Genomic DNA, 25949 nt, shown 5'->3' with positions numbered 1-25949 from the left:
GCGAAGTCCAGCCGGGCGTCAGTGGTATTGGCTACGCTTTCTCCAGCTGGGATCTCCCGGCACGCACCCCGCGAAAGGTCCCGACTTGGCAGAGCAACCGACGAAGAGCACGACGAAGAGCAGAAAGCTGTTCCGCGGCCCGCTGCTCTATCTGATCCTCGCGCCGCTCATCGTGCTGCTCGGGTGGTCGCTACTCTCGGGCGGCAACGTCCGCGAGGTGCCCACCGAGCAGGGCCTGCAGATGCTGAAGGACGGCGACGTCAAGAAGGCCGAGATCATCGATGGCGATCAGCGAGTCAATCTGACGCTCACGAAGGCCGATAAGAAGCTCTCCACGGACGAGGTCTTCTTCTACTACGTGTCGCAGCGCGGCGAGGCCGTCGTCGACGCGGTGACGAAGGCCGAACCGAAGGATGGCTTCACGGATCGCGTGCCGCAGCCCAATCCGATCTGGTCGCTGCTCGGCTTCCTGCTGCCGCTGCTGCTCATCGGCGCGCTGCTGTGGTGGATGCTGTCCTCGATGCAGGGCGGCGGCCGCGGCGTCATGCAGTTCGGCAAGTCGCGCGCGAAGCTCGTCTCCAAGGAGACGCCGCAGGTCACGTTCGCGGACGTCGCGGGAGCCGACGAGGCGGTCGAGGAACTTCACGAGATCAAGGACTTCCTGCAGGACGCCACGCGGTTCCAGGCAGTCGGCGCCCGGATCCCGAAGGGCGTGCTGCTCTACGGCCCGCCCGGAACGGGTAAGACCCTGCTCGCGCGGGCGGTCGCTGGTGAGGCCGGCGTCCCGTTCTACTCGATCTCGGGCTCGGACTTCGTCGAGATGTTCGTCGGTGTCGGTGCGAGCCGCGTCCGCGACCTCTTCAAGGAAGCCAAAGCGAACGCCCCGGCCATCATCTTCGTCGACGAGATCGACGCCGTCGGCCAGCGCCGCGGGCAGGGCATGGGCGGCGGCCACGACGAGCGTGAGCAGACGCTCAACCAGCTGCTCGTCGAGATGGACGGCTTCGACCCGAAGACCAACGTGATCATGATCGCGGCGACGAACCGCCCCGACATGCTCGATCCCGCGCTCCTGCGCCCCGGCCGCTTCGACCGCCAGATCGGCGTCGACGCGCCCGACATGCCGGGCCGTCTGAAGATCCTGCAGGTGCACGCGAAGGGCAAGCCGCTCTCCCAGAACGTCGACCTCGAGGTTGTCGCGCGCAAGACCCCCGGCTTCTCCGGAGCGGATCTCGCGAACGTGCTCAACGAGGCCGCCCTCCTCACGGCCCGCTCGAATGCGCAGCTCATCGATAACCGCGCGCTCGACGAGGCGATCGATCGCGTCATCGCCGGTCCGCAGCGCCGCACGCGCGTCATGAAGGACAAGGAAAAGCTGATCACGGCGTATCACGAGGGCGGTCACGCGCTCGTCGCCGCCGGGCTCAACTACACGGATCCCGTCACGAAGATCACGATCCTGCCGCGCGGCCGCGCCCTCGGCTACACGATGGTGATCCCGCTGGAGGACAAGTACTCGATCACCCGCAACGAGCTGCAGGACCAGCTCGCCTACGCGCTCGGCGGTCGTGTCGCCGAGGAGCTCGTGTTCCACGACCCCACCACGGGCGCAGGAAACGACATCGAGAAGGCCACGGGGACCGCTCGCAAGATGGTCACCGACTACGGCATGTCGGCCTCGGTCGGCCCGGTGAAGCTCGGCCAGGCACAGCCCGGAGCGTTCCTCGGGGAGTTCGGTCAGAGCCGCGACTACTCCGAGGGGGTCGCCACCTCGATCGACTCCGAGGTGCGCGCGCTGCTCGAGCAGGCGCACAACGAGGCCTACGAGGTGCTCACCCGCAACCGCGACATTCTCGACCGCCTCGCCCGAGAGCTGCTCGAAAAGGAGACGCTCGACCACATCCAGATCGCCGAGATCTTCAAGGACGTTCGCAAGCTGCCCGAGCGCCCCACCTGGCTCTCGAACACGGATCGCCCGGTCTCTCACCGCCCGCCGATCGAGGTCCCCGCCGTAGTGCGCACCGACGACCGCCACGATGCCGCCGCGGCGGCGGACGGCGCGCCCGCGGCCGCGGACGCCGGCCCGGAGACCCCCGGCGGTCAGGACACCCGGGACGCTGCGGACGGAAACGCCCCGACCACGCAGCTCCCGCCGGCGCCGCCCGCGGCACCAGCCCCGGGCGAGTCGAGCCAGCCTCCCCGCAACCTGGGAGTGCGCGGCGACGAACCCGGCAGCGACGCGAAGTAGGAGAGTGGCGATGGGCGAGACCGTCGATCGCGAGCGCATCGCTGCCGCGGTGCGCGAGCTGCTCGGCGCTATCGGGTCGGATCCCGACAGCCCCGAGCTCGCGAGCACGCCGTTCCGCGTCGCTGACGCCTACGCCGAGTTCTTCTCGGGGGTTGGTCAGGACCCGCTCGTCCTGCTCTCCGACGCCGTGCCTGTCGGCGAGGACACGGGCGAGCTCGTGCTGATGCGCGACATCGTGCTGCGCTCCGTCTGCGAGCACCACCTCCTGCCGTTCCGCGGGAGGGCGCACATCGCCTACCGGCCGGGTGACCGCGTGGTCGGGCTGAGCGCGATCCCGCGCGTCGTCGACACGCTGGCCGCCCGCCCGCAGGTGCAGGAGCGCCTCGGGGAGCAGATCGCGCAGGCCCTCGAGGAGGGGCTTGCACCGCGCGGTGTTCTCGTTGTCCTCGAGGCGAGCCACGGCTGCGTCGCCGACCGGGGCGTGCGTCAATCGGAATCCTCCATCGTCACCGTTGCCGCGCGCGGCGACTTCGCGGACGCCGCGGAGCAAGCGGCGATCTTTTCCCTGATCAATGCACCGGAGCCGCAGCAGTGAGCGCGCCTGCCGCCGTCGTCGTGATGGGCGTGCTCAACGTCACGCCCGATTCCTTCAGCGACGGCGGCCGCTGGGAGACGCCGGGCGACGCGATCGCCCACGCGCGAGCGCTCGTTGCGCAGGGTGCGCAGATCATCGACGTCGGCGGCGAATCCACCCGGCCCGGCGCGGTGCCCGTCGACCCCGAGGTCGAGCGTGAGCGCGTGCTCGGGGTGATCGCCGCACTCACCGCCGACGGGATCGAGGTGTCGATCGACACGATTCACGCTGGGACGGCCCGCGCAGCAGTTGCCGCTGGCGCCCGCATCATCAACGACGTGTCGGGCGGCACGCACGACCCCGAGATGCTCGGCGTCGCAGCGGAGGCGAGCCGGGAGCACGGCGCTCGGTTCGTCATCGGCCACTGGCGAGGAATCCCTGATCCTGAGCATGGACGCTCCGAGTACCGGAGCGTCGTCGAGGAGGTACGAGACGCACTCGCCGGCCTCGTGCGCGCCGCTGTCGCCGCCGGGGTCGCGCCCGAGCACCTGATCCTCGATCCCGGCCTCGGCTTCGACAAGACCGGCGAACAGGGCTGGGAACTCCTCGCGGGACTCGACGCGATCACGGCGCTCGGCTTCCCTGTGCTCGTGGGGGCCTCCCGCAAGCGAATGATCGCCGACGCGCTGGCGGCGGTCCCCGGCGCCGTGACGCCGGCCGCCGCGCCCGCGCACGAGCGTGACCTCGCGACCGCGGTCGTCAGCGCCCTCGCGGCGCGCGCCGGCGCGTGGGGGGTGCGCGTGCACGACGTCGGCGGCAGTGTTCAGGCGCTCGCGATCGAGCGCGCCTGGTCGCGCGCTGGCGCCGCGCGGCCATCCGAACGATCCGCCGGACTCGAGCCAGCAGGGGCCTCGGATCGGCCGTCCGATCGGGCCATTGACGCGTCGGAGCCGAGCGCGGGCCGTCGCGACCGGATCTCTCTCACGGGGCTCGAGGTGTTCGCGCACCACGGCGTCTTCGACTTCGAGCGCGAGCGCGGCCAGCGCTTCATCGTCGACGCCGAGGTGGCCGTCGACCTGCGTGCCGCGAGCGGAACCGACGAGCTCGCGCGCACCGTCCACTACGGCGAACTCGCCGAAGCGATCGTTGCCGCCGTGCGTCGCGACCCGGTCGATCTCATCGAGACCGTCGCCGAGCGGGTCGCTGCCGTGGCGCTCGGCTTCGCCGGAGTGCGCTCGGCCCGGATCACGGTCCACAAGCCGGACGCCCCGATCGACGCCGTTTTCACGGACGTTTCCGTGACCGTCGAGCGAGCGGCCGAAGCGGCGCCAGGCACGTCGTCGACGCAAGGGGCGGGCTCGGCCGGCCCGGCGCGCACGGACGGAGCTGCCCGATGATCGCGCAGGTGGTTCCGATTCTGCTCGCCTTCGGTGCCAACCTCGGCGACCGGGGCGAGACGATCCGCGCGGCCCAGCGCGAACTCGCCGGGGCCCCCGGCATCGCCGGTTTTGCGGCGTCACCGCTCCGCGAGACCATCGCGCTCACGCCGCAGGGGCCCGATCCGGATGCGCCGCGCTATCTGAACGGCGTCGCGACGGCCGAGACGACCCTCGCTCCGCACGCGCTGCTCGACCTCCTGCAGTCCGTCGAGCACGCGCACGGCCGCGTGCGCGGCGCGCACTGGGGCGATCGGACGCTCGATATCGATCTGATCCTCTTCGGCGGCCGCGTGATCAAGGATGAACGCCTCACCGTTCCGCATCCGCGCGGCCACGAACGGGACTTCGTGCTGTCGCCCTGGCTCGATCTCGATCCCTCGGCGGTGCTCATGGGGCACGGCAGGGTGTCCGAGCTCCTCGCGCGCATCGGCGACACGACCTCCCCGCTCGACGAGCCGAGCGGGCCGGCGACGGAAACGGGAGGGGGCACGAGCGATGGGTGAGCCTGAGCGGAGGAATCCCTGGGTTGCCGTCGCCGCGAGCGGCATCGGCTTCGTCATCGGCCTCCTCATCGAAATCGGCCTCTCGAATCGCGGCAATCCGCCCTTCGTTCCGCCGATCTCCTACCCGATCACGCTCGTACTCGTGGGCGGGCTGCTCCTCGTCCTCGGCATCCGGCTGCGCAGGGCGGTCCGGCACCGGCCCGGCGACGTCAACCCGTTCCACGCGGTCCGCCTCCTCGCGACCGCGCGAGCGGGGCTCCTGGTCGGCGCGCTGAGCCTCGGCTTCGGCCTCGGCATGCTCGCCTCCCTGTCCGGGCGTACGATCGCGGCGCCCGCCTCGACCTGGGCGCCGATGCTCGCGGTGGCCCTCGGCTCCGCGATCCTGATCGCGTGCGCGGCGATCGCCGAGTCGCTCTGCCGCGTCCCCCCGGGGGACGACGGCAGCGGCGACGGCGACGCCGATCAGCCTCCAGGACCAGGGCCTCTGGACCAGCCAGCATTTCGCACGCGCTGAGCGCATCACCGGGAACCCCACAGCGCTCGCGTAGGCTGGTTGCCGTGATGACCGAGCAGACCCCCGACACCACAGCCGGCGAGCACTGGCCCAACGGCGCCACCGAGTGGCAGCGCGTCTCGAACGCCTACGCCTGGGCCGATCTCGTCCCGAACCTCATCGTCGTCGCCGCGGCCGGCGTCGCCTCCTACTTCCTCCTCGCGGTGGTAGAGGACGCCCCGATCGCGGTCAAGATCATCGTCCCGGCGGTGGCGGTGATCCTGCTGATCAACGCGCTGCTCGCGTTCCGTCGGGTGCGCGCCATCGGCTACATCCTGCGCGAAGACGATCTCCTGTTCCGCCGCGGGATCATGTTCGAGCGCGTGATCGCGGTGCCCTACGGGCGCCTGCAGCTCGTCGACGTGACGCGCGGCCCGATCCTGCGCGCGCTCGGTCTCGCGACGCTGAAGTTCGTGACCGCGTCCGCGGCGACTGGCGTCCAGCTCCCCGGCCTCCGGGCCGAAGAGGCCGAGGCGTTGCGGGACCGGCTCGTGAAGCTCGCGGAGACCCGGCGGTCCGGGCTGTGACGGATCGCCTGCCTGGCACGGCCGACGCCGGCGGCTGGCGCCGCCTTCACCCGCTGTCGCCGCTCCTGCGCGGCGGCCTCGCCCTGATCGTGATCGCCGGTGTGATCGTCGCGAACGCCCGCGACTGGCTCGTCCGGATCTTCGTCACCGACCGGATCGACGGGGGGATGACGAGTTCCGTCGAAGAGGGCGATCCGATCAGCGAGATCATGAATCGCGGCTGGGCGCTCCCGGCGATCGGGATCGCGCTCGGCGTGATCCTGCTCATCGTGCTGTTCTCGTGGGTGGCCTGGCGTTTCCACACCTACCGGATTACCGGGGAGGCGGTAGAGGCGCGCACGGGCGTGCTGTTCAGGCAGCATCGCCGCGCGCCCCTCGAGCGGATTCAGAGCGTCAATCTCCAGCGCTCGCTGCTGGCACGAGCGCTCGGCCTGACGAAGATCGACATCGTGACGGCCGGCCAGGGCGGCAAGGTGGAGCTGGCCTACCTCGGCCACCGGGACGCGAAGCTCGTGCGCGAGCAGATCCTCGGCGCGGCGGCGCGGAAGCGCGGCGGAGACGCGGAGTCCTTCGAGGGAGGCGCGGCGGAGCCGCAGCTGTCCGCGACGACCGATCCGGCAACCGGGCTCCCGGTCGCTCCGGCCGGCGCCGCAGCAGGATTCGCGGCCGAGGGGCCCACTGATTTCACCGGCGTCTCCTACGGCGTTCCTGCGGACCGACTGACCGAGTGCGCGCGGGACTTCGTCGATGCCGACATCGATCCGGCCTCGGCGGCCGAGGGCTCGCTCGTGCGCGTGCCCGTCGGGCGCCTCATCGGGAGCATCCTGCTGAGTTGGGAATCCCTGATCGCGATCGGCCTGCTGGCGCTGGTGCTCGTCGGCGGCCTCGCCGGGCTGCTTCGCGCGCTCTCGGAGAACGGGGAGGGCCTCGTCCGGTTCGCGTCATCGATGGCGCTCGGCATGATGGTGTCGCTCGTGCCGCTCGTGCTCGTGTTCGCGGGTATCCTGATCGGCCAGTTCAACAAGGGATTCAACTTCGCGATCTCCCGCGGCCGCGATGCGGTGCGCATCGGAGCCGGGCTCACCTCGACGACGACCGAGTCGATTCCGTACGGACGAATTCACGCTGTTGAGGCGCGGCAACCCCTGTTCTGGCGCCCATTCGGGTGGTGGAAGCTGCGGATCACAACGGCCGGACACTCGGTCGCGCAGGGCGGGCAGAACAACGTGCAGAACGTGGTGCTCCCGGTCGGACGCGAGGACGACGTGGTGCGGGTGATCGACGCGCTGCTTCCCGGGGCGGGAAACGAGTCGACGGGCCGATCGGCCCTCAGGGATGGACTTTCCGGCTCGCATCCCGCGGGGTATCTGGGAGCAGGACCCGGTGCCGGCTGGGTGCTCTGGTGGGGCCGCCGTCGCGCGGGGCTCCGGATCGCCGATCCCGAGCTGCAGAGCGCGACCCTCCTCGTGCGCCGCGGCTTCCTGACGCGCTCGCTCTCGGTCATGCCCATCCTCCGGGCCCAGTCGATCCAGCTCCGGCGTCCGCTCGTGCACCGCGCCCTCGGGCTCGCCTCTCTCGCGGCCCACACGCTGCTCGGCCCGGTGCGGATGGAGATGCGCGGGATCGCGCTCGCTGATGCCCAGCGCGAGTTCGACGCCCTGAGCCGCACGGTTCTCGCGGTGCAGGGCGCCGAGGCCGAGGGGCGCGCCGCGGTGGTCGCCGCGCGCGTCACCGACGAGGCGCCTGCCGCCGGTGAGGCCCTTCCCGTCGGTGAGGCGCTTCCCGCCGACGCTGCGCCTACGGTCCATGTGGCGCCTACGGTCGATGTGGCGCCTACCGTCGACGAGACGCCCGCTGTCGACGCTGCCCCTGGCGCGCCACTGCGCCGCCCGCGGGGCGCGGATCGTGTCTCTGCGCCTGATCCGGCCGCGACCCTTGATCTGAACACGGACTCCGCTCCGCGACCGGAGCGGGAGCAGTGACCCCCGCGGACTCCGGTGCCGCGGCCTCGCGCCTCGGCGTCGGGGTGATCGGCGCCGGCAGGGTCGGGCCCGTGCTCGCCCGCGCGCTCGCTGGTGCGGGGCACGCGGTCGTCGCGATCTCGGCGATCGGGGAGGAATCGCGCGAGCGCGCCGAGGCGATGCTCCCTGGCGTCCCGATTCTCGAGCCGGAGGAGGTGGTGCGGCGGGCCGAGCTCGTGCTCATGGCCGTGCCGGGTGACCAGCTGCCCGGGCTCGTTTCCGGCCTCGCGAAGCTCGGGGCCTGGCAGCCGGGCCAGCTCGCGATCCACACGGCGCCGGAGCACGGCATCGGCGTGTTCGCGCCGGCCCTCGCCGCAGGCGTGATCCCGCTCGCCCTGCACCCGGCGATCGTGTTCACGGGGACGAGCCTCGACCTGGCGAGGCTGTCCGGCGCGACGATCGCGGTCACCGCGCCCGCACCCGTGCTCCCGATCGGGCAGGCCCTCGCCGTCGAGATGGGCGCCGAGCCGGAGATCGTCTCCGAGGCGGATCGTCCCGCCTATGCCGAGGCCGTCGCCGCTGCGACGGAGTTCTCGCGCGCCGTCGTCCGCCAGGGCGTCGAAGCTCTCGGCGCGATCGGCGTCGACCGTCCGGACCGGCTGATCGGCGGCATCGTTCGCGCGGCCATCGACGAGGAGCTGCTCGCCTCGCGCGGCGGCGGCGAGACCGACGGCTTCGAGCCCCCAAGCGGCGCGCTTCCGCTCTGATCGGACGCCCGGTCGACGGCGCTCCTGGCGTAGGATGGATCGGTACGCCCAAACCACGGAGGACCCGCCACAATGAGCGAGCAGACCGCAGACAACGCGACCGCGACGAGCGAAGAGGAGATCTTCGAGCAGAAGCGGGTACGCCTGGAGAAGCGGGAACGCCTGAACGAGGATGCCTCGCTCGGTGGGGGCGCCTACCCGGTGGTCGTCCCGGTCACCGACACGATCCAGGGCGTTCGCGCCCGGTGGGGCTCGCTCGAGGAGACCCCTGGCGCCGAGTCGGGCGCGATCGTGGGCGTCGCCGGCCGCGTCGTGTTCCAGCGCAACACGGGCAAGCTGTGCTTCGCCTCGCTGCAGGCCGGCGATGGCACGCGCATCCAGGCGATGGTGAGCCTCGCGGAGGTAGGCGAGGAGTCGCTCGCGCGCTACAAGGAGCTCGTCGATCTCGGCGACCACCTGTTCGTCAGCGGCGAGGTCATTGCGAGCCGCCGCGGCGAGCTCTCGATCATGGTGCAGGAGTGGCAGGTCGCCGCGAAGGCGCTCGCACCGCTCCCCAACATGTACGCGGAGCTGAACGAGGAAACGCGCGTGCGCCAGCGCTACCTCGACCTGATCCAGCGCGAGCAGGCGCGCCGCAACGTCGTGACCCGCGCGCGCACCATGGCGAGCCTCCGCAAGACGTTCGCTGATCAGGACTTCATCGAGGTCGAGACCCCGATGCTGCAGACCATGCACGGCGGCGCATCCGCCCGACCGTTCGTCACGCACTCGAACGCGTTCGACACCGAGCTCTATCTCCGCATCGCGCCGGAGCTCTACCTGAAGCGCGCCGTGGTCGGCGGTCTGGATCGCGTGTTCGAGATCAACCGCAACTTCCGCAACGAGGGCGCGGACTCGACGCACAGCCCCGAGTTCGCCATGCTCGAGGCCTACCAGTCCTACACCGACTACAACGGAATCGCGGACCTCACCCAGGCGCTCGTGCAGAACGCGGCGCTCGCCGCGAACGTCGGCACGGACCGCGAGGGCACGCACGTGGTGGAGTGGGCCGACGGCACGCTCTTCGACCTGGGCGGCGATTGGGCGCGGATCTCGATGTACGGCACCCTCTCGGAAGCGGCTGGCCGCGAGATCACGCCCGAGACGAGCGTCGAGGAACTGCAGGCCATCGCCGACGCCGAGGGCGTCGAGGTGAAGCTGCCGAACCACGGCAAGCTTGTCGAGGAGCTGTGGGAGCACTTCGTCAAGGACGGTCTCACGCGACCCACCTTCGTGATGGACTTCCCCGTCGAGACGAGCCCGCTCACGCGGCACCACCGCTCGATCCCCGGTGTCGTCGAGAAGTGGGACCTGTATGTGCGCGGCTTCGAGCTCGCCACGGGCTATTCCGAGCTCATCGATCCGGTCGTGCAGCGGGAGCGCTTCGTGCAGCAGGCCGCCGAGGCGGCGCGCGGCGACGACGAGGCGATGAGCGTGGACGAGGAGTTCCTGCGCGCCCTTGAGCACGGCATGCCTCCCGCTGGCGGGATGGGCATGGGGATGGACCGCCTGCTGATGGCGCTCACGGGTCTCGGGATCCGGGAGACGATCCTCTTTCCGCTCGTCAAGTAACTCTTTTTCGGGCGGTAATCCCGTGGGGGATCGCCGGTCCGCGAGCGATCAGGGGCGAGGCCCGGGAGCGCTCAGGGTCGGCAGATAGGATGGGGCATCATGGATAACTGGTGGATGAACGCGCTGTGGTCGCTGACCCCGACGGTGCTGATCGGCCTCTTCTTCTGGATGGTCATTCGACTGATCCTCCGAGCGGATCGCACCGAGCGCCGCATTTTTCGCGAGATCGAGGCGGAGGAGCGGGCGAAAGCCGGGCTTCCCGCGCGCGAGGACACCTGAGCCGATCATCCCGGTACAGTAATTCCTATCCGGCACCCGCGAGCAGGTGCCGACGCTGGAAGGAATTCACCGGATGAACCTCGACCTGGCTGGAGTCAGCTGGGCCTCGCTGTGGGCCATCGCGGTCCTCGTCGTCGACAACGTGATCCGGATCGTTGCCCTGTTCGTCGTGCCGCGCAACCGCCGCCCGACCTCGGGGATGGCCTGGTTGATGGCGATCTTCGCGCTGCCCATTCCCGGTCTGCTGCTGTTCCTGATCATCGGGAGCAAGCGTCTGCCGCGCTCCCGCGAGCAGAAGCAGGAGGCGATCAACCAGTTCGTCGCGCAGATTGCTGAGCGGGAGGAGAGCTCTCTCGTCGTCAAGGGCTCCGACCTCCCGATCGGCGTTGACAGCGCCGTGAAACTCGGCCGGTCCCTCGGGGCGCAGCCGATGCTGAAGGGCAACGCGGCGTCGCTCTGCATCGACTACGAGACCTCCTTCGCCGAGATGGCCGAGGCGATTCGCCGCGCGGAGCACTATGTGCACATCGAGTTCTACATTCTCGTGCACGACGACACGACCGACGAGGTGTTCCGCGCCATGGAGGACGCCGTCCGGCGAGGGGTCACCGTGCGTGTACTCCTGGATCACATTTCCGCCGTGCGCAATCCCGGCGCGGCCCGCACGCGCCGCAGCCTCGACGCAATCGGCGCGCACTGGGCCTACATGCTGCCGGTGCGGCCGTGGCGTGGCGAGTATCAGCGGTCGGATCTGCGGAATCACCGCAAAATCATGGTCGTCGACGGCAAGGTCGGCTTCATGGGCTCGCAGAACCTCGTCGACTCCAGCTATAACAAGCGCTCGAACATCCGCCGCGGTCTCCACTGGAAGGACCTGATGGTGCGGGTGGAGGGCCCGATCGTGCTCGGGCTGGAGGCCGTGTTCCAGGGTGACTGGTATCTCGAGACGGGGGAGTACCTCACGCGGCTCCTCGACGGGCTCGCGCGCACGGACCAGCCGGGAGATCTCGACTGCCAGATCGTGCCGTCCGGTCCGGGCTACGAGACCGAGAACAACCTGCAGGTGTACGTCGCACTCATGTACACGGCCACGCGCAGGATCAGCATCACGAGCCCCTATTTCGTGCCCGACGGCTCGCTCATGAACGCGCTGCGCGCGGCGACCGGCCGCGGCGTCGACGTGGAGTTGTTCGTGTCCGAGACGGGCGATCAGGCCGTCGTGTATCACGCGCAGCGCAGCTACTACGAGGAGCTGCTGCGCGCTGGGGTGAAGATCTGGATGTATCGCCCGCCGTACATTCTGCACTCCAAGCACTTCACCGTCGATGACACGGTTGCCGTGGTCGGATCCTCGAACATGGATCAGCGCTCCTTCGGGCTCAACATGGAGATCTCGATGGTGGTGCACGGCGCGAGCTTCATCCGCGACCTCGACGGCGTGACCGATTACTACCGTGCGAATTCGCGGGAGCTGACGCTCGAGGAGTGGCTCAAGCAGCCGATGCGTTCGCAGCTGCTCGACGGGCTCGCGCGCCTCACCTCGGCGCTGCAGTAGGGCCCCTCAGAGCGCCCGGTCGGGTGTTTTTCTGGCCGAACCGGAAATTGTCGAATTCGGCGGCGAAATGGTCCTCTCGTCTGCGGAATCCGTCGTCGTCATTGACGCGGGGCGTCGATTCGGTGCTTCCTCGTCACGAAACCGCTTCGGGGGCCGCGCTCGGCACCCGGAGACACGCGTGCTCAGTTTGGAATTGGCTGTGCGACGTGGAAGAGTTTCCCCACCGTATCCGACGGAAGGAAACGCAATGGCGCGTCAGACCTCTCCCCAGTCCGCATCCGAGAACACCACGACCGCGACGGCCAAAACGGCCGCGAAGCAGCCGGCCGCGAAGAAACCCGCAGCGAAGAAACCCGCAGCGAAGGCAACGACCACGCGGGCGGCCGCGACGAAGACGACCGCGACGAAGACGGCCGCAAAGACGGCGACTGCGAAGAAGCCGGCCGCGAAGACTGCGGCTGCACCGACCGCAGCGACGAAGACGACGGCCGCGAGGAAGCCAGCCGCGAGGAAGCCAGCCGTGCAGGCGCCGTCGGCGAAGACCGCGGCCGCACAGTCCGCCGCGAAGCCCGCGACCACGAAGTCCGCCGCGAAGCCCGCGACCACCAAGACGGCGGAGAAGCCCACAGCCCCGTCCGCGGCCACCACCGCAGCCTCACCGACCACCGCAGCCCAGCCAGCGCCTGCACCGGCACCCGCCGAGGTTACGAGCACGGCACCCGTCCCCTCGGCGGTCCCCGACGCAACGAAGCAGGCGGCATCGAGTGTGCCGGCCGGCTCCGCTCCGGCGGAGTTCGGATCGGCCCCGGTGAAGTCGGGATCGGCCCCGGCGAAGTCCGGATCCGCTCCGGCGAAGTCGGGTTCCGCTCCGGCGAAGTCGGGCGCGATGCCCGTCGCCGATGGCGGCTCCTCGAAAAAGCCGCGCCGCGCCGCGCGCCGCGCACGGAAAGCCCCGAACACGGGGCCGGCCTCGATCGGGCGCAGCGGCTTCACGAAGCTGAAGAACATGTCCGAGATCCGGCACTACATGCGCACCGACGAGACGCCCGTGTTCTTCGTGGGCGCGACCGCGTTCAATCTGCTCGGGCTCGACCGCTGGGTGCGTGGTTTCTCGTACATCACGTACTACGACAGCTGGGACGGCACCCACCCGCGCGTGTTCACGCCGTCGGAGAAGCCGTACGTCGAGTTCGACAGCGGCGAGTCCGTGAACAACTGGCTGCTCCGAAACCACGAGGTCCGGGCACATATCGAACGCCGCACCCCGCCGGGAACCCGGCCGAAGATCGTGATGGTGTTCTTCAACGAGGAGACCGAGCGGATCTGCGACGAGCTCGACTACGAGCTGATCCTGCCCAGCCACGCGCTCCGCGAGCGGCTCGACTCGAAGATCGTGACCACGCAGATCGCCGACTCCGTTGGTGTGCCGAGCGTCCCGAACATCCTGACCACGGTCGAGGACTGGGACGACCTGGAGAAGCAGACCGACAAGGCCGGTCTCGGCCAGGACCTCGTCATCCAGACCGCCTACGGCGACTCGGGGAAGACGACCTACTTCGTGACGAGCGAGGCGGAGTTCGCGGTGATCAAGGATGAGATCACGGGCGTCGAGATCAAGATCATGAAGCGGATCAACAACCGCCCGATCGCGATCGAGGCGGTGCTCACCCGGCACGGCACCGTGGTCGGCCCGTGCATGACGGAGATCACCGGCCACACCGAGCTCACCCCGTACCGCGGCGGCTGGGCCGGCAACGAAATGTTCCCGATGGTGCTGGACGACGACAGCAGGCACGAGGCGATCAAGCTGGTGCGCCGGCTCGGGGATCGGCTCTCGAAGGAGGGGTACCGCGGCTTCTTCGAGGTCGACGTGCTCCTCGACACGGACACGGGCGACGTCTACCTCGGCGAGCTGAACCCGCGCGTGAGCGGGGCTTCGGCGGTCACGAACGTGACGGCGGGCGCCTACGCCGACGTGCCGCTGTTCGCCTTCCACCTCCTCGAGTACTCGGGCATCGACTTCGAGATCGACGTCGACGAGATCAACCGCCGCTGGGAGGAACTCGCCTCCGAGGACGAGTGGAGCAACATGGTGATCAAGCACACCGCGGACACCGTGGAGCGCATCGACGTGGCCCCGAAGACCGGCCGGTACGTTATCGACCACTTCGGCAACCTCGTCTACAGTCACGGCGATCTCGACTGGCACCTGCTCACGAACGATAACGAGGCCTTCTTCCTGCGGATCTACCAGGAGGGCGACTACCGCTGGAAGGGCGCGGATCTCGGGATCCTCGTCACGAAGGCGCACCTCGAGGCCGGTCACGGCGGACTGTCCCTGCACGCGAAGTACCTGATCGACGCGATCCGCGGTATGTACCGCGTCACCCCCGTGAAAGTTTCGGACGGAGAGGAAGCGGTCGACGGGTTCCCCTCGAAGGCCGTGCCGTCGAAGGGGAACTGAACGTGGCGTGGGAGGATGGCCAGATGACACTTGAGAGCGACTACGGAATGCCCGCTGATCAGGGATACGCGCAGCAGGCTCCGCCGCTCGACCAGTGGCAGTTCGACCCCTATCTGCAGTGGTCGATGCAGAACATCTCGGCTTTCCTCCCCGTCCACGTGATCCCGCACGGACCGCGCACGACCGAGTTCGGGGTGCGCCCCCTCGACCTCGATGCGATGCAGATCCCGCATCCCTGGGAGGATCGCTCGGCGACCCTCGCCGAGGTTGTTGCGCAGACGAACACGGACGGTTGGATGATCGTCCGCGGCGGCGAGATCCTCGGCGAGCGGTACTTCGGCGCGATGCTGCCGCAGACCGCGCACCTGCTGATGTCGGTGTCGAAGTCGCTCACGGCAACGACGGCCGGACTCCTGGCGGCGAGCGGCGAACTCGAGCTGGATCGCCTGGTCACGGACTATGTTCCCGGCCTCGTGGGGTCGGGCTACGACGGCGCCACCGTGCGGAACCTGGTGGACATGCGCACGGGCGTGCACTTCTCGGAGGAGTATCTCAACGAGTCGGCGGAGGTGCGCCTGCTCGAGGAGGCGATCGGGTGGGCGCCGAAGCGGCACCCCGAGGTGCCCGACACACTGCTCGGCTTCCTCGCGACGCTCCACGCCGACGGCCCGCACGGCGGCGCCTTCGACTACAAGTCCTGCGAAACGGACGCGCTCGGATTCGTGATCGGTGGGGCGACGGGCCGGCACGCGGCCGACATCATGTCGGAGCGGCTGTGGCAGCCGATGGGCGCGGAGTTCGACGCGAACGTCGGCATCGACTCGGTCGGGGCTGGCATGTTCGACGGCGGCTGCTCAGCAGCGCTCCGCGATCTCGCCCGCTTCGGATCGCTGTTCGTCTCGGGCGGCAAGGCGCTCGACGGCACGCAGGTGATCCCGGAGTGGCTGGTCGAGGACACGTTCGCGGGCGGACCGGACTCGCGCGCCGCGTTCGCGAACGCCGTCGAGCCGACGCTCATGCCCGGCGGGATGTACCGCAACGGATTCTGGTTCCCGGGGGAGAGCGGCGATGTGATGCTCGCGCTGGGGATCCACGGGCAGATGATCTACATGAACCGGGTGACGGGCGTCGTCGGCGTGAAGCTGTCGAGCTGGCCGACCCCGCAGAACGCCGAGAAACTTTTCTGGACGGTTCGTGCATTCGAGACGATTTCGGGCGCGCTCTACCGCGGCGAGGTCTAGGCTTCGAAATACCTGATCCAAACAGAGGGAGAACGCAGATGTTCGTTGTGACGACCAATGAAATCCCGGGGTACCGCATCACGCAGGTGCTCGGCGAGGTGATGGGCCTCACGGTCCGCTCGGCGAACTTCGGCCAGAACTTCACGGCGGGATTCCGCTCCCTCGGCGGCGGCGAGATGCCGGAGTACACGAAGGTCATCTACGAGTCGCGCTGGGAGGTCATGAACCGGATGTGGGCCGAGGCGCAGGGGAGGGGCGCGAACGCGGTCGTGGCGATGCGTTTCGATTCCGGATCGATCGGCAACTTCACCGAGTTCTGCGCCTACGGTACGGCCGTCGTGGTCGAGCCCGTCGAGGGCGGCGCGGCCGCGCCGTCGCAGCCGACCGGCCCCGCGCAGTAGCCAATCACCCGGCGGATCCGGGCCGCGCGCCGGTCAGCGCGCGACGACCAGGAGTTCCCCCACCTCGCAGTCGAGCGCCGCGCAGATCGCGGTGAGCGTCGAGAAGCGGATCGCCTTCGCGCGATCGTTCTTCAGGACCGACAGGTTCACGATGCTCACCCCGACCGCGGCGCTCAACTGTGTCAGGGTCATGCCGCGATCCGCGAGGAGCTCGTCGAGGCGGCAGTGGATCGCGTGGCCCTCCTCGGGTTCCGCGGGAGTCATACGAGGCCCTCGGTTTCGCGCTGCAGGCGCTCGCCGATCGTGAAGGCGGTCCCGAAGACCCCGACGGCGAACGCGATCAGGATGATCGGCGTTGGGCTGAAGGTGATGGGGGAGTTGTCGAGCGCGCCGTGAGTTGCGACGGCGAGGGCGCCGTTCGCGAGCATCGTCTGGAAGAGGCCAGCCAGGGGGAAGCCGACCATCGCAATGGTGCCGGCCGTGACGACCAGCAGGGTGTTGCGCTTGCTGAAGATCCTCCCGCGAAGAATGGAGGAGGCGAGCAGGGTGAGGAGCACCGCGATCCCGGCAACGGTGAGCGTCGTGACGATCGGTTCGAGGATGCCGGCGACGAGCGAGGCGGTCGGGAGCGTGGGGACCTGGATTCGGGCGGTTTCGAGGGAGACGGGAATGCTGGCCCCGTCGCTGCCGGAGGAAACGTTCGCGGTGGATCCGATGAGGCCGACCTGAATGTCGTAGGGGTCGGGGCCGAGGAGATCTGCCACCCGCATCCCGGAGAGCCAGGCGCTGCCTCCCACGAGGAGCGCAGCCACGGCGATAAAAATCCAGATCCCGATCTGATCCCAGGAAGAAACCCGGTTCGGATTCGTGGTGCTCATGGTTGCTCTCCTAGGTTCGCGTCGGGACAGGTGAGGTGCGGTGAATCGGCCATTAGACCAGACCTTCGGATTCGCGCTGGAGGCGCTCGCCGATCGTGAAGGCGGCCACGATGACGGCGATCCCGAATCCCGCAAGGATGAAGACGAAGGGTTCGATCGTGGACACCGGATTCTTGAGTTCACTGTCCGTTGCCAAGGCGACCGCTCCGTTTGCGAGCATGACTTCGGCCAGGTTCACGGCCTGAAAGCCCAGGAGTGCGGTGACTCCCGCGGCTCCGACGAGACGGGTGTTGCGCTTGCTGAAGATCCGACCTCGGAAGATTGAGATGGCGAGGAGCGTCAGGAGGATCGTGGTTGTCGCGATCGTGAGCGTGGTGAGGATCGGGGCAGCGATCCCGGCGAAGTGCGAGAGGAAAGGAAGCTCCCTGACGTGAATCGTTCCCGCGGTGACGTCAGTGAGGAGCGTTTTTCCAGAGTCTCCCGCTGGCACATTGACGGCCGGACGGGGAAGGTTGATGTCCACGGGGTAAGGGCCCGGCCCGAGGAGCTTTGCCACTCGGAATCCCGAGAACGCGGCATTGACCAGGACAAGAATCGTCGCCGCGATGATGAAGAACCGGATCCAGGCGCGATCGCCCATCGTGACGCCGGAGACGTTCGGATTCGTGGTGCTCATGATCACTCCTTATCGATCATCGTTAATATCGTTTGTCGATAATAGTGACGCACCGGCACGCTCGTGTCAACCCGCCGTAACGCCCCTGGCGAACAGCCCCCCACGATGCGGATTCACCCCGTAGCCTGGACCCATCGGCGGATCCCGACAGTTCCGCGATCCGTCAGGGAGGTTAGAGATGTTCGAAAGATTCACCGACCGCGCCCGTCGCGTTGTCGTCCTCGCCCAGGAAGAGGCGAAGATGCTCAACCACAACTACATCGGCACCGAGCACATCCTGCTCGGGCTGATCCACGAGGGCGAAGGCGTCGCAGCAAAGGCACTCGAGCAGCTGGATATTTCGCTCGATGCCGTCCGCGCGCAGGTGACCGACATCATCGGCACGGGGCAGCAGCCGCCGGCCGGTCATATTCCGTTCACCCCGCGCGCCAAGAAGGTGCTCGAACTCAGCCTCCGCGAGGCGCTGCAGCTCGGCCACAACTACATCGGCACCGAGCACATCCTGCTCGGGCTCATCCGCGAGGGTGAGGGCGTCGCCGCGCAGGTGCTCGTGAAGCTCGGCGCCGACCTCAATCGCGTCCGCCAGACCGTGATCCAGCTCCTCTCCGGCTACCAGGCCGGCAAGGAGAGCGCCACGGTCGGCGCGCCCGAGACGGGCGGCGAGGCCAAGGGCTCGCAGGTGCTCGACCAGTTCGGCCGCAACCTCACGCAGGCCGCGCGCGAGGGCAAGCTCGACCCCGTGATCGGGCGCGAGAAAGAGGTCGAGCGGGTCATGCAGATCCTGTCGCGCCGCTCCAAGAACAACCCCGTCCTGATCGGCGAGCCCGGCGTCGGCAAGACCGCCGTCGTCGAGGGCCTCGCCCAGGCGATCGTCAAGGGCGAGGTGCCGGAGACGCTGAAGGACAAGCAGGTCTACGTCCTCGACCTCGGCTCCATGATCGCGGGCAGCCGCTACCGCGGCGACTTCGAGGAACGCCTCAAGAAGGTCACCAAGGAGATCCGCAACCGCGGCGACATCATCATCTTCATCGACGAGATCCACACCCTCGTCGGCGCGGGTGCAGCCGAGGGCGCGATCGACGCGGCGAACATCCTGAAGCCGATGCTCGCCCGCGGCGAGCTGCAGACCATCGGTGCCACCACGCTCGACGAGTACCGCAAGCACTTCGAGAAGGACGCCGCTCTCGAGCGCCGCTTCCAGCCGATCCAGGTCGCCGAGCCGTCGCTGCCGCACTCGATCAACATCCTCAAGGGTCTCCGCGACCGCTACGAGGCGCACCACAAGGTGTCCATCACCGACGGCGCGATCGTCGCCGCGGTGAACCTCGCAGACCGCTACGTGCAGGACCGCTTCCTGCCGGACAAGGCGATCGACCTGATCGACGAGGCGGGCGCACGCCTGCGCCTCTCGATCCTGTCGAGCCCGCCCGAGCTCCGCGAGTTCGACGAGAAGATCGCGGTCGTTCGCGCCGACAAGGAAAAGGCGATCGAGGATCAGGACTTCGAGAAGGCCGCCAACAAGCGCGACGAGGAGAAGAAGCTGATCGCGGAGCGCCTGCGCCTCGAGAAGCAGTGGCGCTCCGGCGACGTCGCGACGAACGCCGAGGTCGATGAGGGACTCATCGCCGAGGTGCTCGCGCAGGCCACCGGCATCCCCGTGTTCAAGCTCACCGAGGAGGAGACGAGCCGCCTCCGCTTCATGGAGGAGGCCCTGCACCAGCGCGTCATCGGCCAGAACGAGGCCATCTCGGCCCTCGCGAAGACGATCCGCCGCCAGCGCGCCGGCCTCAAAGACCCGAAGCGCCCCTCGGGCTCGTTCATCTTCGCCGGCCCCACGGGCGTCGGCAAGACCGAGCTCGCGAAGGCCCTCGCGGAGTTCTTGTTCGACGACGAGGACGCCCTGATCTCGCTCGACATGTCCGAGTACGGCGAGAAGCACACCGTTTCCCGCCTGTTCGGCGCCCCTCCGGGGTTCGTCGGCTTCGAAGAGGGCGGCCAGCTCACCGAGAAGGTGCGCCGCAAGCCGTTCTCCGTCGTGCTGTTCGACGAGATCGAGAAGGCCCACCCGGACATCTTCAACTCGCTGCTGCAGATCCTCGAGGAAGGCCGCCTCACCGACGGCCAGGGTCGCGTCATCGACTTCAAGAACACCGTCATCATCATGACCACCAACCTGGGATCGTCCGCGATCGCGGGCGGGCCGGTCGGCTTCCAGATCGAGGGTGATGCCTCGATCGGGTACGAGACGATGAAGGGCAAGGTCAACGAGGAGCTGAAGAAGCAGTTCAAGCCCGAGTTCCTGAACCGCGTGGACGACACGATCGTGTTCCCGCAGCTCAGCAGGGAGGAGATCCTCAAGATCGTCGACCTGTTCGTGAAGCAGCTGAAGGATCGCCTCCTCGACCGCGACATGCACATCGAGGTCTCGGTTCCCGCGCGCGAGCGCCTCTCCGAGCTCGGATACGATCCCGCACTCGGAGCCCGGCCGCTGCGCCGCGCGATCCAGCGCGAGATCGAGGATCGCCTCTCCGAGAAGATCCTCAGCGCGGAACTCCTCGCGGGCGACCTCGTCAAGGTCGACTTCGTGGACGGCGCGTTCACCTTCGAGACCGAGTCCCGCACGAAGAAGGCTCACGGTGACACCTCGGCCGCTGCGGCCGCGGCAGTTGCCTCGACGGCCACAACGCCCGGCGCTACCGAGTAGTCGCTGTTATTGGCCCATCAGGGGGTTCGTCGCTTCGGCGGCGGGCCCCCTGCGGCGTTCCCGGCACTAGACTCGATTCATGAGTGCTCCAGACGAGATCCTGATCCGCAGCGCGCGGACGGGAGATGTGCCCCGAATGGTCGAGCTCATGGAGCCGCTCGTCGCGCGACGAATCCTGCTCGGGAAAGACCTCGTGGACCTCTACGCGGCCGTGCCCGAGTTCCTCGTCGCCGAGGAGACCGGCGGCAGCGTGATCGGCTACGGGGCCGTCCACGTGATGTGGGAGCAGCTCGGCGAGGTGCGCACTCTCGGGGTCTCCGAGGAGTGGCTCGGGCGGGGAATCGGGCATCGCCTACTCTCCGCGCTTGAGGTGCGCGCCCACGACCTCGGGCTGAAACAGCTGTTCTGCCTCACCTTCGAGACCGACTTCTTCGAGCGGCACGGCTTCGAGCAGGTGGGCGAGGACGACGAGCTCGTCGCGGCCGAGGTGTACGCGGAGCTCCTGCGCTCGAACGACGAGGGCGTGGCCGAGTTCCTCGATCTCGCGCGTGTGAAGCCGAACACCCTCGGCAACACGCGTATGCTGAAGCGGCTCTGAGAAGCGTTTCCGGGATAGCCTGACGATATGTCGACGCTGCGTGACCCGGTCGGGCCGAAGGACCGGAAGGTATATATTCGGCGACGGATCTTCGTGCTGCTCGGCCTTGTCGCCGTTGTCGCGGTAGTGGTGCTGCTCTTCCTGAAGCCGGGTGCGACCGGCAACCCGAAGGACGTCCAGAACGTCGAGGTTCCGGCCGACGTCACGGCGCAGGACGCCGAAAAGTCGGCGAAGCCGAGCGATTCGAAGCATCCGGCGGCCTGCACAGAGGGCCAGATCGTGGTGACGGCCGTCACCGACAAGACGGACTACCCTGCCGAGGCGCTGCCGAAGCTTTCGCTCAAGGTGGAGAACACCGGCAAGGAGGCCTGTTCCGCTGACCTCGGAACGGCCGAGATGGAGTTCACGATCGCGAGCGGCGACGATCAGGTCTGGCGGTCCACCGACTGCCAGGAGAACCCGAAGCACCTCGCCGTGGTGCTCGAACCCGGCAAGTCGCTCACGAGCGAGCCGATCCAGTGGGATCGCACCCGCAGCAGCAAGGAGACCTGCGACATCACGCGCGACCCGGTCGCCGCGGGCGGCGCCTCGTACCATCTCACGGTCAATGCCGGCGGGGTGAAGAGCGAGCGCTCTGCGCAGTTCCTGCTGTACTAAGAGGTGGTGTCGTAGCCCGGGTTGCACTCAGGGACCGAACACGGAGCACTCAGGTCAGTTCTGGTCGGTAACCAATTTATTACGTTTTGTCCCGTGTCATTTGAATCTCGGTGGCTGATGTCAAAATCTAGACCATGACCATGGACTCAGAGAACTCCCAGCAATCGCAGCCTCCCGTCGCGTTTGCACCTCCGTCGCCCCAGTACTCATCTCCGCCGCCCCAAAAGCGACCGTCAGGGATTGCGCTGAGCGCGCTGATCGTTGGCATTGTCGCTTTTCTTGTCGGTCTCGTCCCGGTCATCGGAATTGTTCTGGGACTCGCTGGCATAGGACTTGGGGTCTTCGCGCTGATAAAGAAGCAGCCCAAGGGGCTCGCGATCACGGGGCTCGCGCTTGCAGCCGTGGCGCTCATTGCCTCGACTGTCGCGACCGCAGGACTCGGCGCCGCCGTCGACTCCGTGTCGAAAGAAGTCAAGAAGGCCGAGTCCGCCGAGGTTGTCGAAGAAGAGCCCGCGAAGGTCGCGGAGGAACCTGCCCCGGCGCCCACTCCGGAACCGGCGCCCACGTCAAAGCCTGAGTCGAAGCCTGAGCCGAAGCCTCAATTCACGATGGGACAGAAGAACGCGATCAGTAAGGCGAAGAGCTATCTCGACTATTCTGCGTTCTCCCGCTCTGGACTCATTAAACAGCTCGAGTTTGAGGGCTTCGCCACAGACGACGCTACGTTTGCGGTCGACAACGTTCAGGCTGACTGGAATGCCCAATCCGCGAAGAAAGCAGCCGACTATCTCGAGTACACCGCTTTCTCCCGAGACGGTCTGATCACTCAGCTCGAATTCGAAGGATTCACTCCAGAAGAAGCTGCCTTCGGGGCTAACGCCGTCGGCTATTAGAGCAGCGACCGGCGGAAATCTGGAGTTGTTTCTTCGTCGGACTTCCCCTGAGGTTCATTCCTCGATCCGGGCCGTCGTGGTGACCGTCCGCGTCACCACAACGGTTCGGCCCTTGCCTGCCACGGCAGCTGCTGCAGCTGCGGCCTTTTCCTCATCCGATTCGACGAGCTCGTGAAGGGCACGGAGCGCGCCACGCACATCCCCGTGCAGCAGGTCGTCGATGAGCTCGTCGATGGCGACGCCCTCGTTCGTACCCTGCGGAATTTCCAACCGGAGTCCGGTGATCTTCGTCTGCTTGGTATCCATGCTTCACGGTACCTCCGCTCGAGCGGAATCGCTCCTCGAAAGGGGCGGAAGTTTGGGCTGCGGATCAGGTAGTTCTCAGTTTCCGCTGCGGTTGGGCGGTGGCGCGGCCTCACGGCGGGTGGAACGGCGCGAAACGCGCCGCCGGACGAGGAAACGGCCCCGGTTCGAGTCATCTCCGCACCGGGGCCGTTCCTTCAGAAGTTAGTGATCGCGAAGGTGTTCCTTCGCGTCGTTTCTTGCCTGGACCGAATCTCGTTCGGCCTCCGCTTTCTTCACCTCGGCCTCGGCGCGGACCTCGTCGGCCTTGTCTTTGAGATGGTCGACACCGTCTTCAACGGCTCTCCCGACCTTCTTCGCCGCCGCTTCGACGGTTTCTTTGGCGTCTTCAAGGAATCCCATTGGCTCTCCAGACTGCCGGCACCGATGCCGACTTCGGCCTCCGCGGCGGTTGGACCGCGGTCCGAAAAGCCGTTCTGACCTTTCGGTTCCCCCTATTTTTGTCTCTGAACACGGGATGTCAAGTCCTCCGAGAAAATTCACTCGGGTGTCGCCGGAAACGGGGCAGCGGGACGGCGCCGGAGGCTGCGGGGACCGGCTTCGCGATTAGCCCCCGCTGAGGTCGGCGGCCCGGCGAGCCGCCGCCGCGTTCTCAGCGCTGCGGCGATCGCGCGCCTCGTTGCTCGGCGCGTAGTGGAGGTCCGGGGTCGCAGGCGACGGCCACGGCACGGCCCGATCTGCCTCCGACAGTGACGGGTAGATCCCGACCATGCGCCGCTTCGCCGGGTCCGGATACCAGGTGAGCACGAGAAAGCGCTCCTCTCCCGCGGTGTCGACGACGCGCTGGATCACTGCCTTCGGATGCTGCGGGAACTCCCGCATGATCAACCAGGTGTCCTGATCCACCGTGATGCGCGTGCTGACGTGCGACATGTTCCCTCCGAGAAGTTCCGCGCACCGTTCCAACGGGTGCGTCCTCGGATACGACCGTAGGGTTTGCCGCCGACACGGACGAGAACGCCGGTGTCGATGCTCGCCCCGGTCGCCTGCGCGGCGAAGACACGGGCGAACACCGTGCTGTGCCCGGCGGCGCGACGGACATAGACTGGCCCGCACACGCCAGAGAAGGGTGCCGAATATGCAGAAGACCCGTCCACTCGCGCTGGGCGCGGGTTCCGCGCTCGCGGTGACCGCCGCTCTCGCTCTCGGTGCCGCGCCCGTTCAGGCCGCGGAGCGCCGCGCCGGTGCCGGCGCAGGAACTGATCTGCTGCCCCAGACCGGTGGACCGGGAATGACGATGTTCATCGTCATCGCCGGGGCGCTGCTCCTCCTCGCGGCCATCGTGTTCATCCTGCGCTCCGTGCAGCGCCGTGGAAACGGAGCGGAGTCTCGTGGCGGGGACGCCGCTGCTGCCGGTGGCGTGGGAGCCGCAGGGGAGAGCCAGGACCGGCCGCAACCGGGATCAGAATCCGGTTCGGGTTTCGGCGGCGAGAGTGGCGGCGGCGATAGCGGATCCTGATGCAGGGCGCAGCGGTTCTCGCGGCGTTCAGCGCCGGCCAGCGCCGCTCGATTCCTCGAGCCGGTATGCGAGCCACAGCTCGGCACGATCGTCGGCGTTCGCGAAAGAGCGGCCGGTGAGCCGCTCGATCCGCGCGATCCGATCGCGCAGCGTGTTGCGATGGATGCCGAGCGTCGCGGCCGCCGGCCCGCGCTGGCCGTCCGCCAGGAACACCGCACGGAGCGTGGCGCGCAGCTGATCCCGGTCCTCGGGATCGAGCGCGGAGCCGAGCGAGAGCGGCCCGAGGACCTCGCCAGCGTTCGTTGCTGCGCCGTCGCCGAGGTCGAGGAGGGCCTCGAGGATCGGGGTGTCGCGATCGGCGCGGACGACCTGCGGCACCCGGGGAGCCTCGTAGAGGGGCGCGGTCGTGGAGAGCGCGGACAGCCGAGCGGACGCTGAGCGGCGGCTCGTGAGCGCGCGATCGGCGTCCGCCGGACGCCCGACGACGGCGTCGAGGTTGTGCTCCGCCGCGACATCGAGGGCGCGCTGGACCGCGGCCGTGGTGTCGTCGGCGAGCTGCCAGGCGAGGGCGAGGCCGGGAGTCGCCGGTTGCTCCTGCGCCGAGGACACGAAGCGCTCGAGTCCGGTGCGGGGGCGGCGCCGCCACGCCGCGACGTCCTCGGCCGTGCCCTGCACGGCGATGGCCCTGATCCGCTCGGGGAGGCGGATCCTGGGCGAGAGGACGATCACCGCGTCGGGCGCGATCGTGCCGGCGAGCACCCCGCCTGTGAAGCGCTCCCAGCGTTCCCGCTCGCGCGTCTCGTCGGCGCGGGCGCCCCTGAGGCCGAGTCCGAGCACGATTGATCCGGCCGCAATGACGGAGCGGCCCTCGGGGGAGAGGGGCGCGGTTCCCGCGACGGCGAGGCGCATGGCGCCCTCCTGGTCGAGCGCGATGTACTCGATGTCCTCGGTGGCGCGCGCGGCCGCGAAGCCGCCGGTCGAGGCGAGCAACGCGCCGTCCGATCCGAGCAGGGCGAGGTGGCGCCCCGTCGCCTGGGAGACGCTCGCGAGCACCTCGGCGGGCGATTGCGCGTCATACGCCCCGGAGAGGAGGCGCTGCTGGGCCTGGAGCGCTCCGCGGGCGGCCCGCAACTCGTCGGTGCGGAGCAGCTCGGCGACGGCCTTGCTCACGGCCACGAACGGGGTGGGGAGGGGGATCTCGAACAGGGCGACCCGGTAGGTGCTCGCGGCGTGGATCAGGGGCTGGGGGATGCGGTCGTGATTGACCCCGATCCCGAACCCGATCGCAGCCACGCGGGCCCTGCTGAGGCTCGCCACGAAGTCGCGCCAGCGCGGATCCTCCGCACCGAGCGCGAGGCCGGTCGTCATGATGAGCTCGCCGCCCTCGAGGTGCTCGCTGAGATCGATGAGCTCGGTCGTGGACACCCACGAGATCTCGGGATCGCCAGCGCCCGCCTGGACGAGACGGAGCCCGAGATCGGGGAGTGCGAGCAACTGGGAAAGGCGTGCCATGGGGTCATTCTTGCACAGTGCGGCACGTCAATGGTGGGCACATGTTTCTTCGAGCCTCGATGGAGCAGCGCCTAGACTGGCCGTAC

The 25949-nt window shown here is 68.3% G+C and carries 27 protein-coding genes; 19 read left to right on the top strand and 8 right to left on the bottom strand.

Features of this window, described 5'->3' with window-relative positions; genetic code table 11:
• The first annotated feature begins 85 nt into the window (after positions 1-85).
• From ftsH to cls, 11 genes are all read left to right on the top strand, one after another.
• A complete protein-coding gene (gene ftsH / locus JD292_RS11530) occupies positions 86-2248 on the top strand; it encodes an ATP-dependent zinc metalloprotease FtsH (RefSeq protein WP_200132898.1) in 2163 nt (720 codons plus the stop codon).
• Between the two features lie 10 nt (positions 2249-2258).
• The gene (gene folE / locus JD292_RS11525) at positions 2259-2843 is read left to right on the top strand and encodes a GTP cyclohydrolase I (RefSeq protein WP_200132897.1); all 585 of its coding nucleotides are present in this window, start codon (positions 2259-2261) and stop codon (positions 2841-2843) included.
• A complete protein-coding gene (gene folP, locus JD292_RS11520; protein ID WP_369411237.1) occupies positions 2840-4219 on the top strand; it encodes a dihydropteroate synthase in 1380 nt (459 codons plus the stop codon). The genes folE and folP overlap by 4 nt, the downstream gene beginning before the upstream one ends.
• Positions 4216-4764 (top strand): 2-amino-4-hydroxy-6-hydroxymethyldihydropteridine diphosphokinase, encoded by a 549-nt coding sequence (gene folK / locus JD292_RS11515; protein ID WP_200132896.1) that lies wholly within the window; start codon positions 4216-4218, stop codon positions 4762-4764. The genes folP and folK overlap by 4 nt, the downstream gene beginning before the upstream one ends.
• Positions 4757-5278: a DUF3180 family protein gene (locus JD292_RS11510; protein WP_200132895.1), complete on the top strand. Its 522-nt coding sequence runs from the start codon at positions 4757-4759 to the stop codon at positions 5276-5278. The genes folK and JD292_RS11510 overlap by 8 nt, the downstream gene beginning before the upstream one ends.
• Positions 5279-5325: 47 nt before the next feature.
• Positions 5326-5844, top strand: coding sequence for a PH domain-containing protein (locus JD292_RS11505; RefSeq protein ID WP_200132894.1), 519 nt, complete (start codon positions 5326-5328; stop codon positions 5842-5844).
• On the top strand, positions 5841-7826 hold the full coding sequence (locus tag JD292_RS11500) for a PH domain-containing protein (RefSeq protein WP_200132893.1): 1986 nt from the start codon (positions 5841-5843) through the stop codon (positions 7824-7826). Before JD292_RS11505 ends, JD292_RS11500 begins: the two co-directional genes overlap by 4 nt.
• Positions 7823-8572: a Rossmann-like and DUF2520 domain-containing protein gene (locus tag JD292_RS11495; protein WP_200132892.1), complete on the top strand. Its 750-nt coding sequence runs from the start codon at positions 7823-7825 to the stop codon at positions 8570-8572. Before JD292_RS11500 ends, JD292_RS11495 begins: the two co-directional genes overlap by 4 nt.
• Before the next feature lie 72 nt (positions 8573-8644).
• Positions 8645-10183: a lysine--tRNA ligase gene (gene lysS / locus JD292_RS11490; RefSeq protein WP_200132891.1), complete on the top strand. Its 1539-nt coding sequence runs from the start codon at positions 8645-8647 to the stop codon at positions 10181-10183.
• 99 nt (positions 10184-10282) lie between these two features.
• Positions 10283-10462, top strand: a complete 180-nt coding sequence (locus tag JD292_RS11485; RefSeq protein WP_200132890.1) for a hypothetical protein — start codon at positions 10283-10285, stop codon at positions 10460-10462.
• Between the two features lie 73 nt (positions 10463-10535).
• A complete protein-coding gene (gene cls, locus JD292_RS11480) occupies positions 10536-12017 on the top strand; it encodes a cardiolipin synthase (protein WP_200132889.1) in 1482 nt (493 codons plus the stop codon).
• A gap of 255 nt (positions 12018-12272) precedes the next feature.
• On the opposite strand, the gene JD292_RS11475 is transcribed toward cls, so the two are convergent.
• Positions 12273-13025 (bottom strand): hypothetical protein, encoded by a 753-nt coding sequence (locus JD292_RS11475; protein ID WP_200132888.1) that lies wholly within the window; start codon positions 13023-13025, stop codon positions 12273-12275.
• On the opposite strand from JD292_RS11475, the gene JD292_RS11470 reads away from it, so the two are divergent.
• The 3 genes from JD292_RS11470 to JD292_RS11460 are packed head-to-tail and all read left to right on the top strand — an operon-like array spanning position 13024 to position 16123.
• A complete protein-coding gene (locus tag JD292_RS11470; RefSeq protein WP_200132887.1) occupies positions 13024-14481 on the top strand; it encodes a biotin carboxylase in 1458 nt (485 codons plus the stop codon). The genes JD292_RS11475 and JD292_RS11470 overlap by 2 nt on opposite strands.
• Positions 14482-14504: 23 nt before the next feature.
• Entirely contained in the window at positions 14505-15722 is a 1218-nt protein-coding gene (locus JD292_RS11465) for a serine hydrolase domain-containing protein (protein ID WP_200132886.1), read from the top strand.
• 38 nt (positions 15723-15760) lie between these two features.
• A complete protein-coding gene (locus tag JD292_RS11460) occupies positions 15761-16123 on the top strand; it encodes a YbjQ family protein (protein ID WP_200132885.1) in 363 nt (120 codons plus the stop codon).
• Positions 16124-16156: 33 nt separating this feature from the next.
• Here the strand turns inward: JD292_RS11460 and JD292_RS11455 are convergent, their stop codons facing one another.
• From JD292_RS11455 to JD292_RS11445, 3 genes are read right to left on the bottom strand one after another with little or no spacing between them, the layout of a single operon-like run.
• A complete protein-coding gene (locus JD292_RS11455; protein WP_200132884.1) occupies positions 16157-16387 on the bottom strand; it encodes a helix-turn-helix domain-containing protein in 231 nt (76 codons plus the stop codon).
• The gene (locus JD292_RS11450; RefSeq protein WP_200132883.1) at positions 16384-17001 is read right to left on the bottom strand and encodes a hypothetical protein; all 618 of its coding nucleotides are present in this window, start codon (positions 16999-17001) and stop codon (positions 16384-16386) included. Before JD292_RS11450 ends, JD292_RS11455 begins: the two co-directional genes overlap by 4 nt.
• 52 nt (positions 17002-17053) lie before the next feature.
• The gene (locus JD292_RS11445) at positions 17054-17677 is read right to left on the bottom strand and encodes a hypothetical protein (RefSeq protein ID WP_200132882.1); all 624 of its coding nucleotides are present in this window, start codon (positions 17675-17677) and stop codon (positions 17054-17056) included.
• A 178-nt stretch (positions 17678-17855) separates the two neighbouring features.
• On the opposite strand from JD292_RS11445, the gene JD292_RS11440 reads away from it, so the two are divergent.
• The 4 genes from JD292_RS11440 to JD292_RS11425 all read left to right on the top strand — a co-directional run bounded on the left by JD292_RS11440 (position 17856) and on the right by JD292_RS11425 (position 22529).
• Entirely contained in the window at positions 17856-20381 is a 2526-nt protein-coding gene (locus tag JD292_RS11440; RefSeq protein WP_200132881.1) for an ATP-dependent Clp protease ATP-binding subunit, read from the top strand.
• A 79-nt stretch (positions 20382-20460) separates the two neighbouring features.
• Positions 20461-20979 (top strand): amino-acid N-acetyltransferase, encoded by a 519-nt coding sequence (locus JD292_RS11435; RefSeq protein ID WP_200132880.1) that lies wholly within the window; start codon positions 20461-20463, stop codon positions 20977-20979.
• Positions 20980-21006: 27 nt separating this feature from the next.
• On the top strand, positions 21007-21636 hold the full coding sequence (locus JD292_RS11430) for a hypothetical protein (RefSeq protein WP_200132879.1): 630 nt from the start codon (positions 21007-21009) through the stop codon (positions 21634-21636).
• Between the two features lie 134 nt (positions 21637-21770).
• Complete coding sequence (locus tag JD292_RS11425) at positions 21771-22529, top strand: Ltp family lipoprotein (RefSeq protein ID WP_200132878.1); 759 nt, start codon at positions 21771-21773, stop codon at positions 22527-22529.
• 54 nt (positions 22530-22583) lie between these two features.
• Here the strand turns inward: JD292_RS11425 and JD292_RS11420 are convergent, their stop codons facing one another.
• From JD292_RS11420 to JD292_RS11410, 3 genes are all read right to left on the bottom strand, one after another.
• Entirely contained in the window at positions 22584-22835 is a 252-nt protein-coding gene (locus JD292_RS11420) for a hypothetical protein (protein WP_200132877.1), read from the bottom strand.
• A 201-nt stretch (positions 22836-23036) separates the two neighbouring features.
• Positions 23037-23234 (bottom strand): hypothetical protein, encoded by a 198-nt coding sequence (locus JD292_RS11415; protein ID WP_200132876.1) that lies wholly within the window; start codon positions 23232-23234, stop codon positions 23037-23039.
• Between the two features lie 204 nt (positions 23235-23438).
• A complete protein-coding gene (locus tag JD292_RS11410) occupies positions 23439-23765 on the bottom strand; it encodes a hypothetical protein (RefSeq protein WP_200132875.1) in 327 nt (108 codons plus the stop codon).
• A 205-nt stretch (positions 23766-23970) separates the two neighbouring features.
• Between JD292_RS11410 and JD292_RS11405 the strand changes: the two genes are divergently transcribed.
• A complete protein-coding gene (locus JD292_RS11405; protein WP_200132874.1) occupies positions 23971-24351 on the top strand; it encodes an LPXTG cell wall anchor domain-containing protein in 381 nt (126 codons plus the stop codon).
• Between the two features lie 27 nt (positions 24352-24378).
• Here the strand turns inward: JD292_RS11405 and JD292_RS11400 are convergent, their stop codons facing one another.
• Positions 24379-25863: a PucR family transcriptional regulator gene (locus tag JD292_RS11400; RefSeq protein WP_200132873.1), complete on the bottom strand. Its 1485-nt coding sequence runs from the start codon at positions 25861-25863 to the stop codon at positions 24379-24381.
• Between the last annotated feature and the right edge of the window lie 86 nt (positions 25864-25949).

It is taken from the genome of Leucobacter edaphi, from assembly GCF_016522535.1.
Classification (GTDB): Bacteria; Actinomycetota; Actinomycetes; order Actinomycetales; family Microbacteriaceae; genus Leucobacter; species Leucobacter edaphi.
This window is presented reverse-complemented; position numbering and strand designations above follow the sequence as displayed.

Bases quoted from the DNA above. Each gene is read 5' to 3' on its own strand.
- JD292_RS11460 (WP_200132885.1), top strand. From the start codon at position 15,761: ATGTTCGTTGTGACGACCAATGAAATCCCGGGGTACCGCATCACGCAG.
- JD292_RS11470 (WP_200132887.1), top strand. From the start codon at position 13,024: ATGTCCGAGATCCGGCACTACATGCGCACCGACGAGACGCCCGTGTTC.
- cls (WP_200132889.1), top strand. From the start codon at position 10,536: ATGAACCTCGACCTGGCTGGAGTCAGCTGGGCCTCGCTGTGGGCCATC.
- JD292_RS11400 (WP_200132873.1), bottom strand. From the start codon at position 25,863: ATGGCACGCCTTTCCCAGTTGCTCGCACTCCCCGATCTCGGGCTCCGT.
- JD292_RS11420 (WP_200132877.1), bottom strand. From the start codon at position 22,835: ATGGATACCAAGCAGACGAAGATCACCGGACTCCGGTTGGAAATTCCG.
- JD292_RS11410 (WP_200132875.1), bottom strand. From the start codon at position 23,765: ATGTCGCACGTCAGCACGCGCATCACGGTGGATCAGGACACCTGGTTG.
- JD292_RS11510 (WP_200132895.1), top strand. From the start codon at position 4,757: ATGGGTGAGCCTGAGCGGAGGAATCCCTGGGTTGCCGTCGCCGCGAGC.
- JD292_RS11405 (WP_200132874.1), top strand. From the start codon at position 23,971: ATGCAGAAGACCCGTCCACTCGCGCTGGGCGCGGGTTCCGCGCTCGCG.
- JD292_RS11445 (WP_200132882.1), bottom strand. From the start codon at position 17,677: ATGAGCACCACGAATCCGAACGTCTCCGGCGTCACGATGGGCGATCGC.
- JD292_RS11425 (WP_200132878.1), top strand. From the start codon at position 21,771: ATGACCATGGACTCAGAGAACTCCCAGCAATCGCAGCCTCCCGTCGCG.
- folE (WP_200132897.1), top strand. From the start codon at position 2,259: ATGGGCGAGACCGTCGATCGCGAGCGCATCGCTGCCGCGGTGCGCGAG.
- JD292_RS11430 (WP_200132879.1), top strand. From the start codon at position 21,007: ATGTCGACGCTGCGTGACCCGGTCGGGCCGAAGGACCGGAAGGTATAT.
- JD292_RS11415 (WP_200132876.1), bottom strand. From the start codon at position 23,234: ATGGGATTCCTTGAAGACGCCAAAGAAACCGTCGAAGCGGCGGCGAAG.
- JD292_RS11450 (WP_200132883.1), bottom strand. From the start codon at position 17,001: ATGAGCACCACGAATCCGAACCGGGTTTCTTCCTGGGATCAGATCGGG.
- JD292_RS11485 (WP_200132890.1), top strand. From the start codon at position 10,283: ATGGATAACTGGTGGATGAACGCGCTGTGGTCGCTGACCCCGACGGTG.
- JD292_RS11465 (WP_200132886.1), top strand. From the start codon at position 14,505: ATGACACTTGAGAGCGACTACGGAATGCCCGCTGATCAGGGATACGCG.
- lysS (WP_200132891.1), top strand. From the start codon at position 8,645: ATGAGCGAGCAGACCGCAGACAACGCGACCGCGACGAGCGAAGAGGAG.
- folK (WP_200132896.1), top strand. From the start codon at position 4,216: ATGATCGCGCAGGTGGTTCCGATTCTGCTCGCCTTCGGTGCCAACCTC.
- JD292_RS11440 (WP_200132881.1), top strand. From the start codon at position 17,856: ATGTTCGAAAGATTCACCGACCGCGCCCGTCGCGTTGTCGTCCTCGCC.
- JD292_RS11475 (WP_200132888.1), bottom strand. From the start codon at position 13,025: ATGTTCTTCAGCTTCGTGAAGCCGCTGCGCCCGATCGAGGCCGGCCCC.
- JD292_RS11455 (WP_200132884.1), bottom strand. From the start codon at position 16,387: ATGACTCCCGCGGAACCCGAGGAGGGCCACGCGATCCACTGCCGCCTC.
- JD292_RS11435 (WP_200132880.1), top strand. From the start codon at position 20,461: ATGAGTGCTCCAGACGAGATCCTGATCCGCAGCGCGCGGACGGGAGAT.
- JD292_RS11505 (WP_200132894.1), top strand. From the start codon at position 5,326: ATGACCGAGCAGACCCCCGACACCACAGCCGGCGAGCACTGGCCCAAC.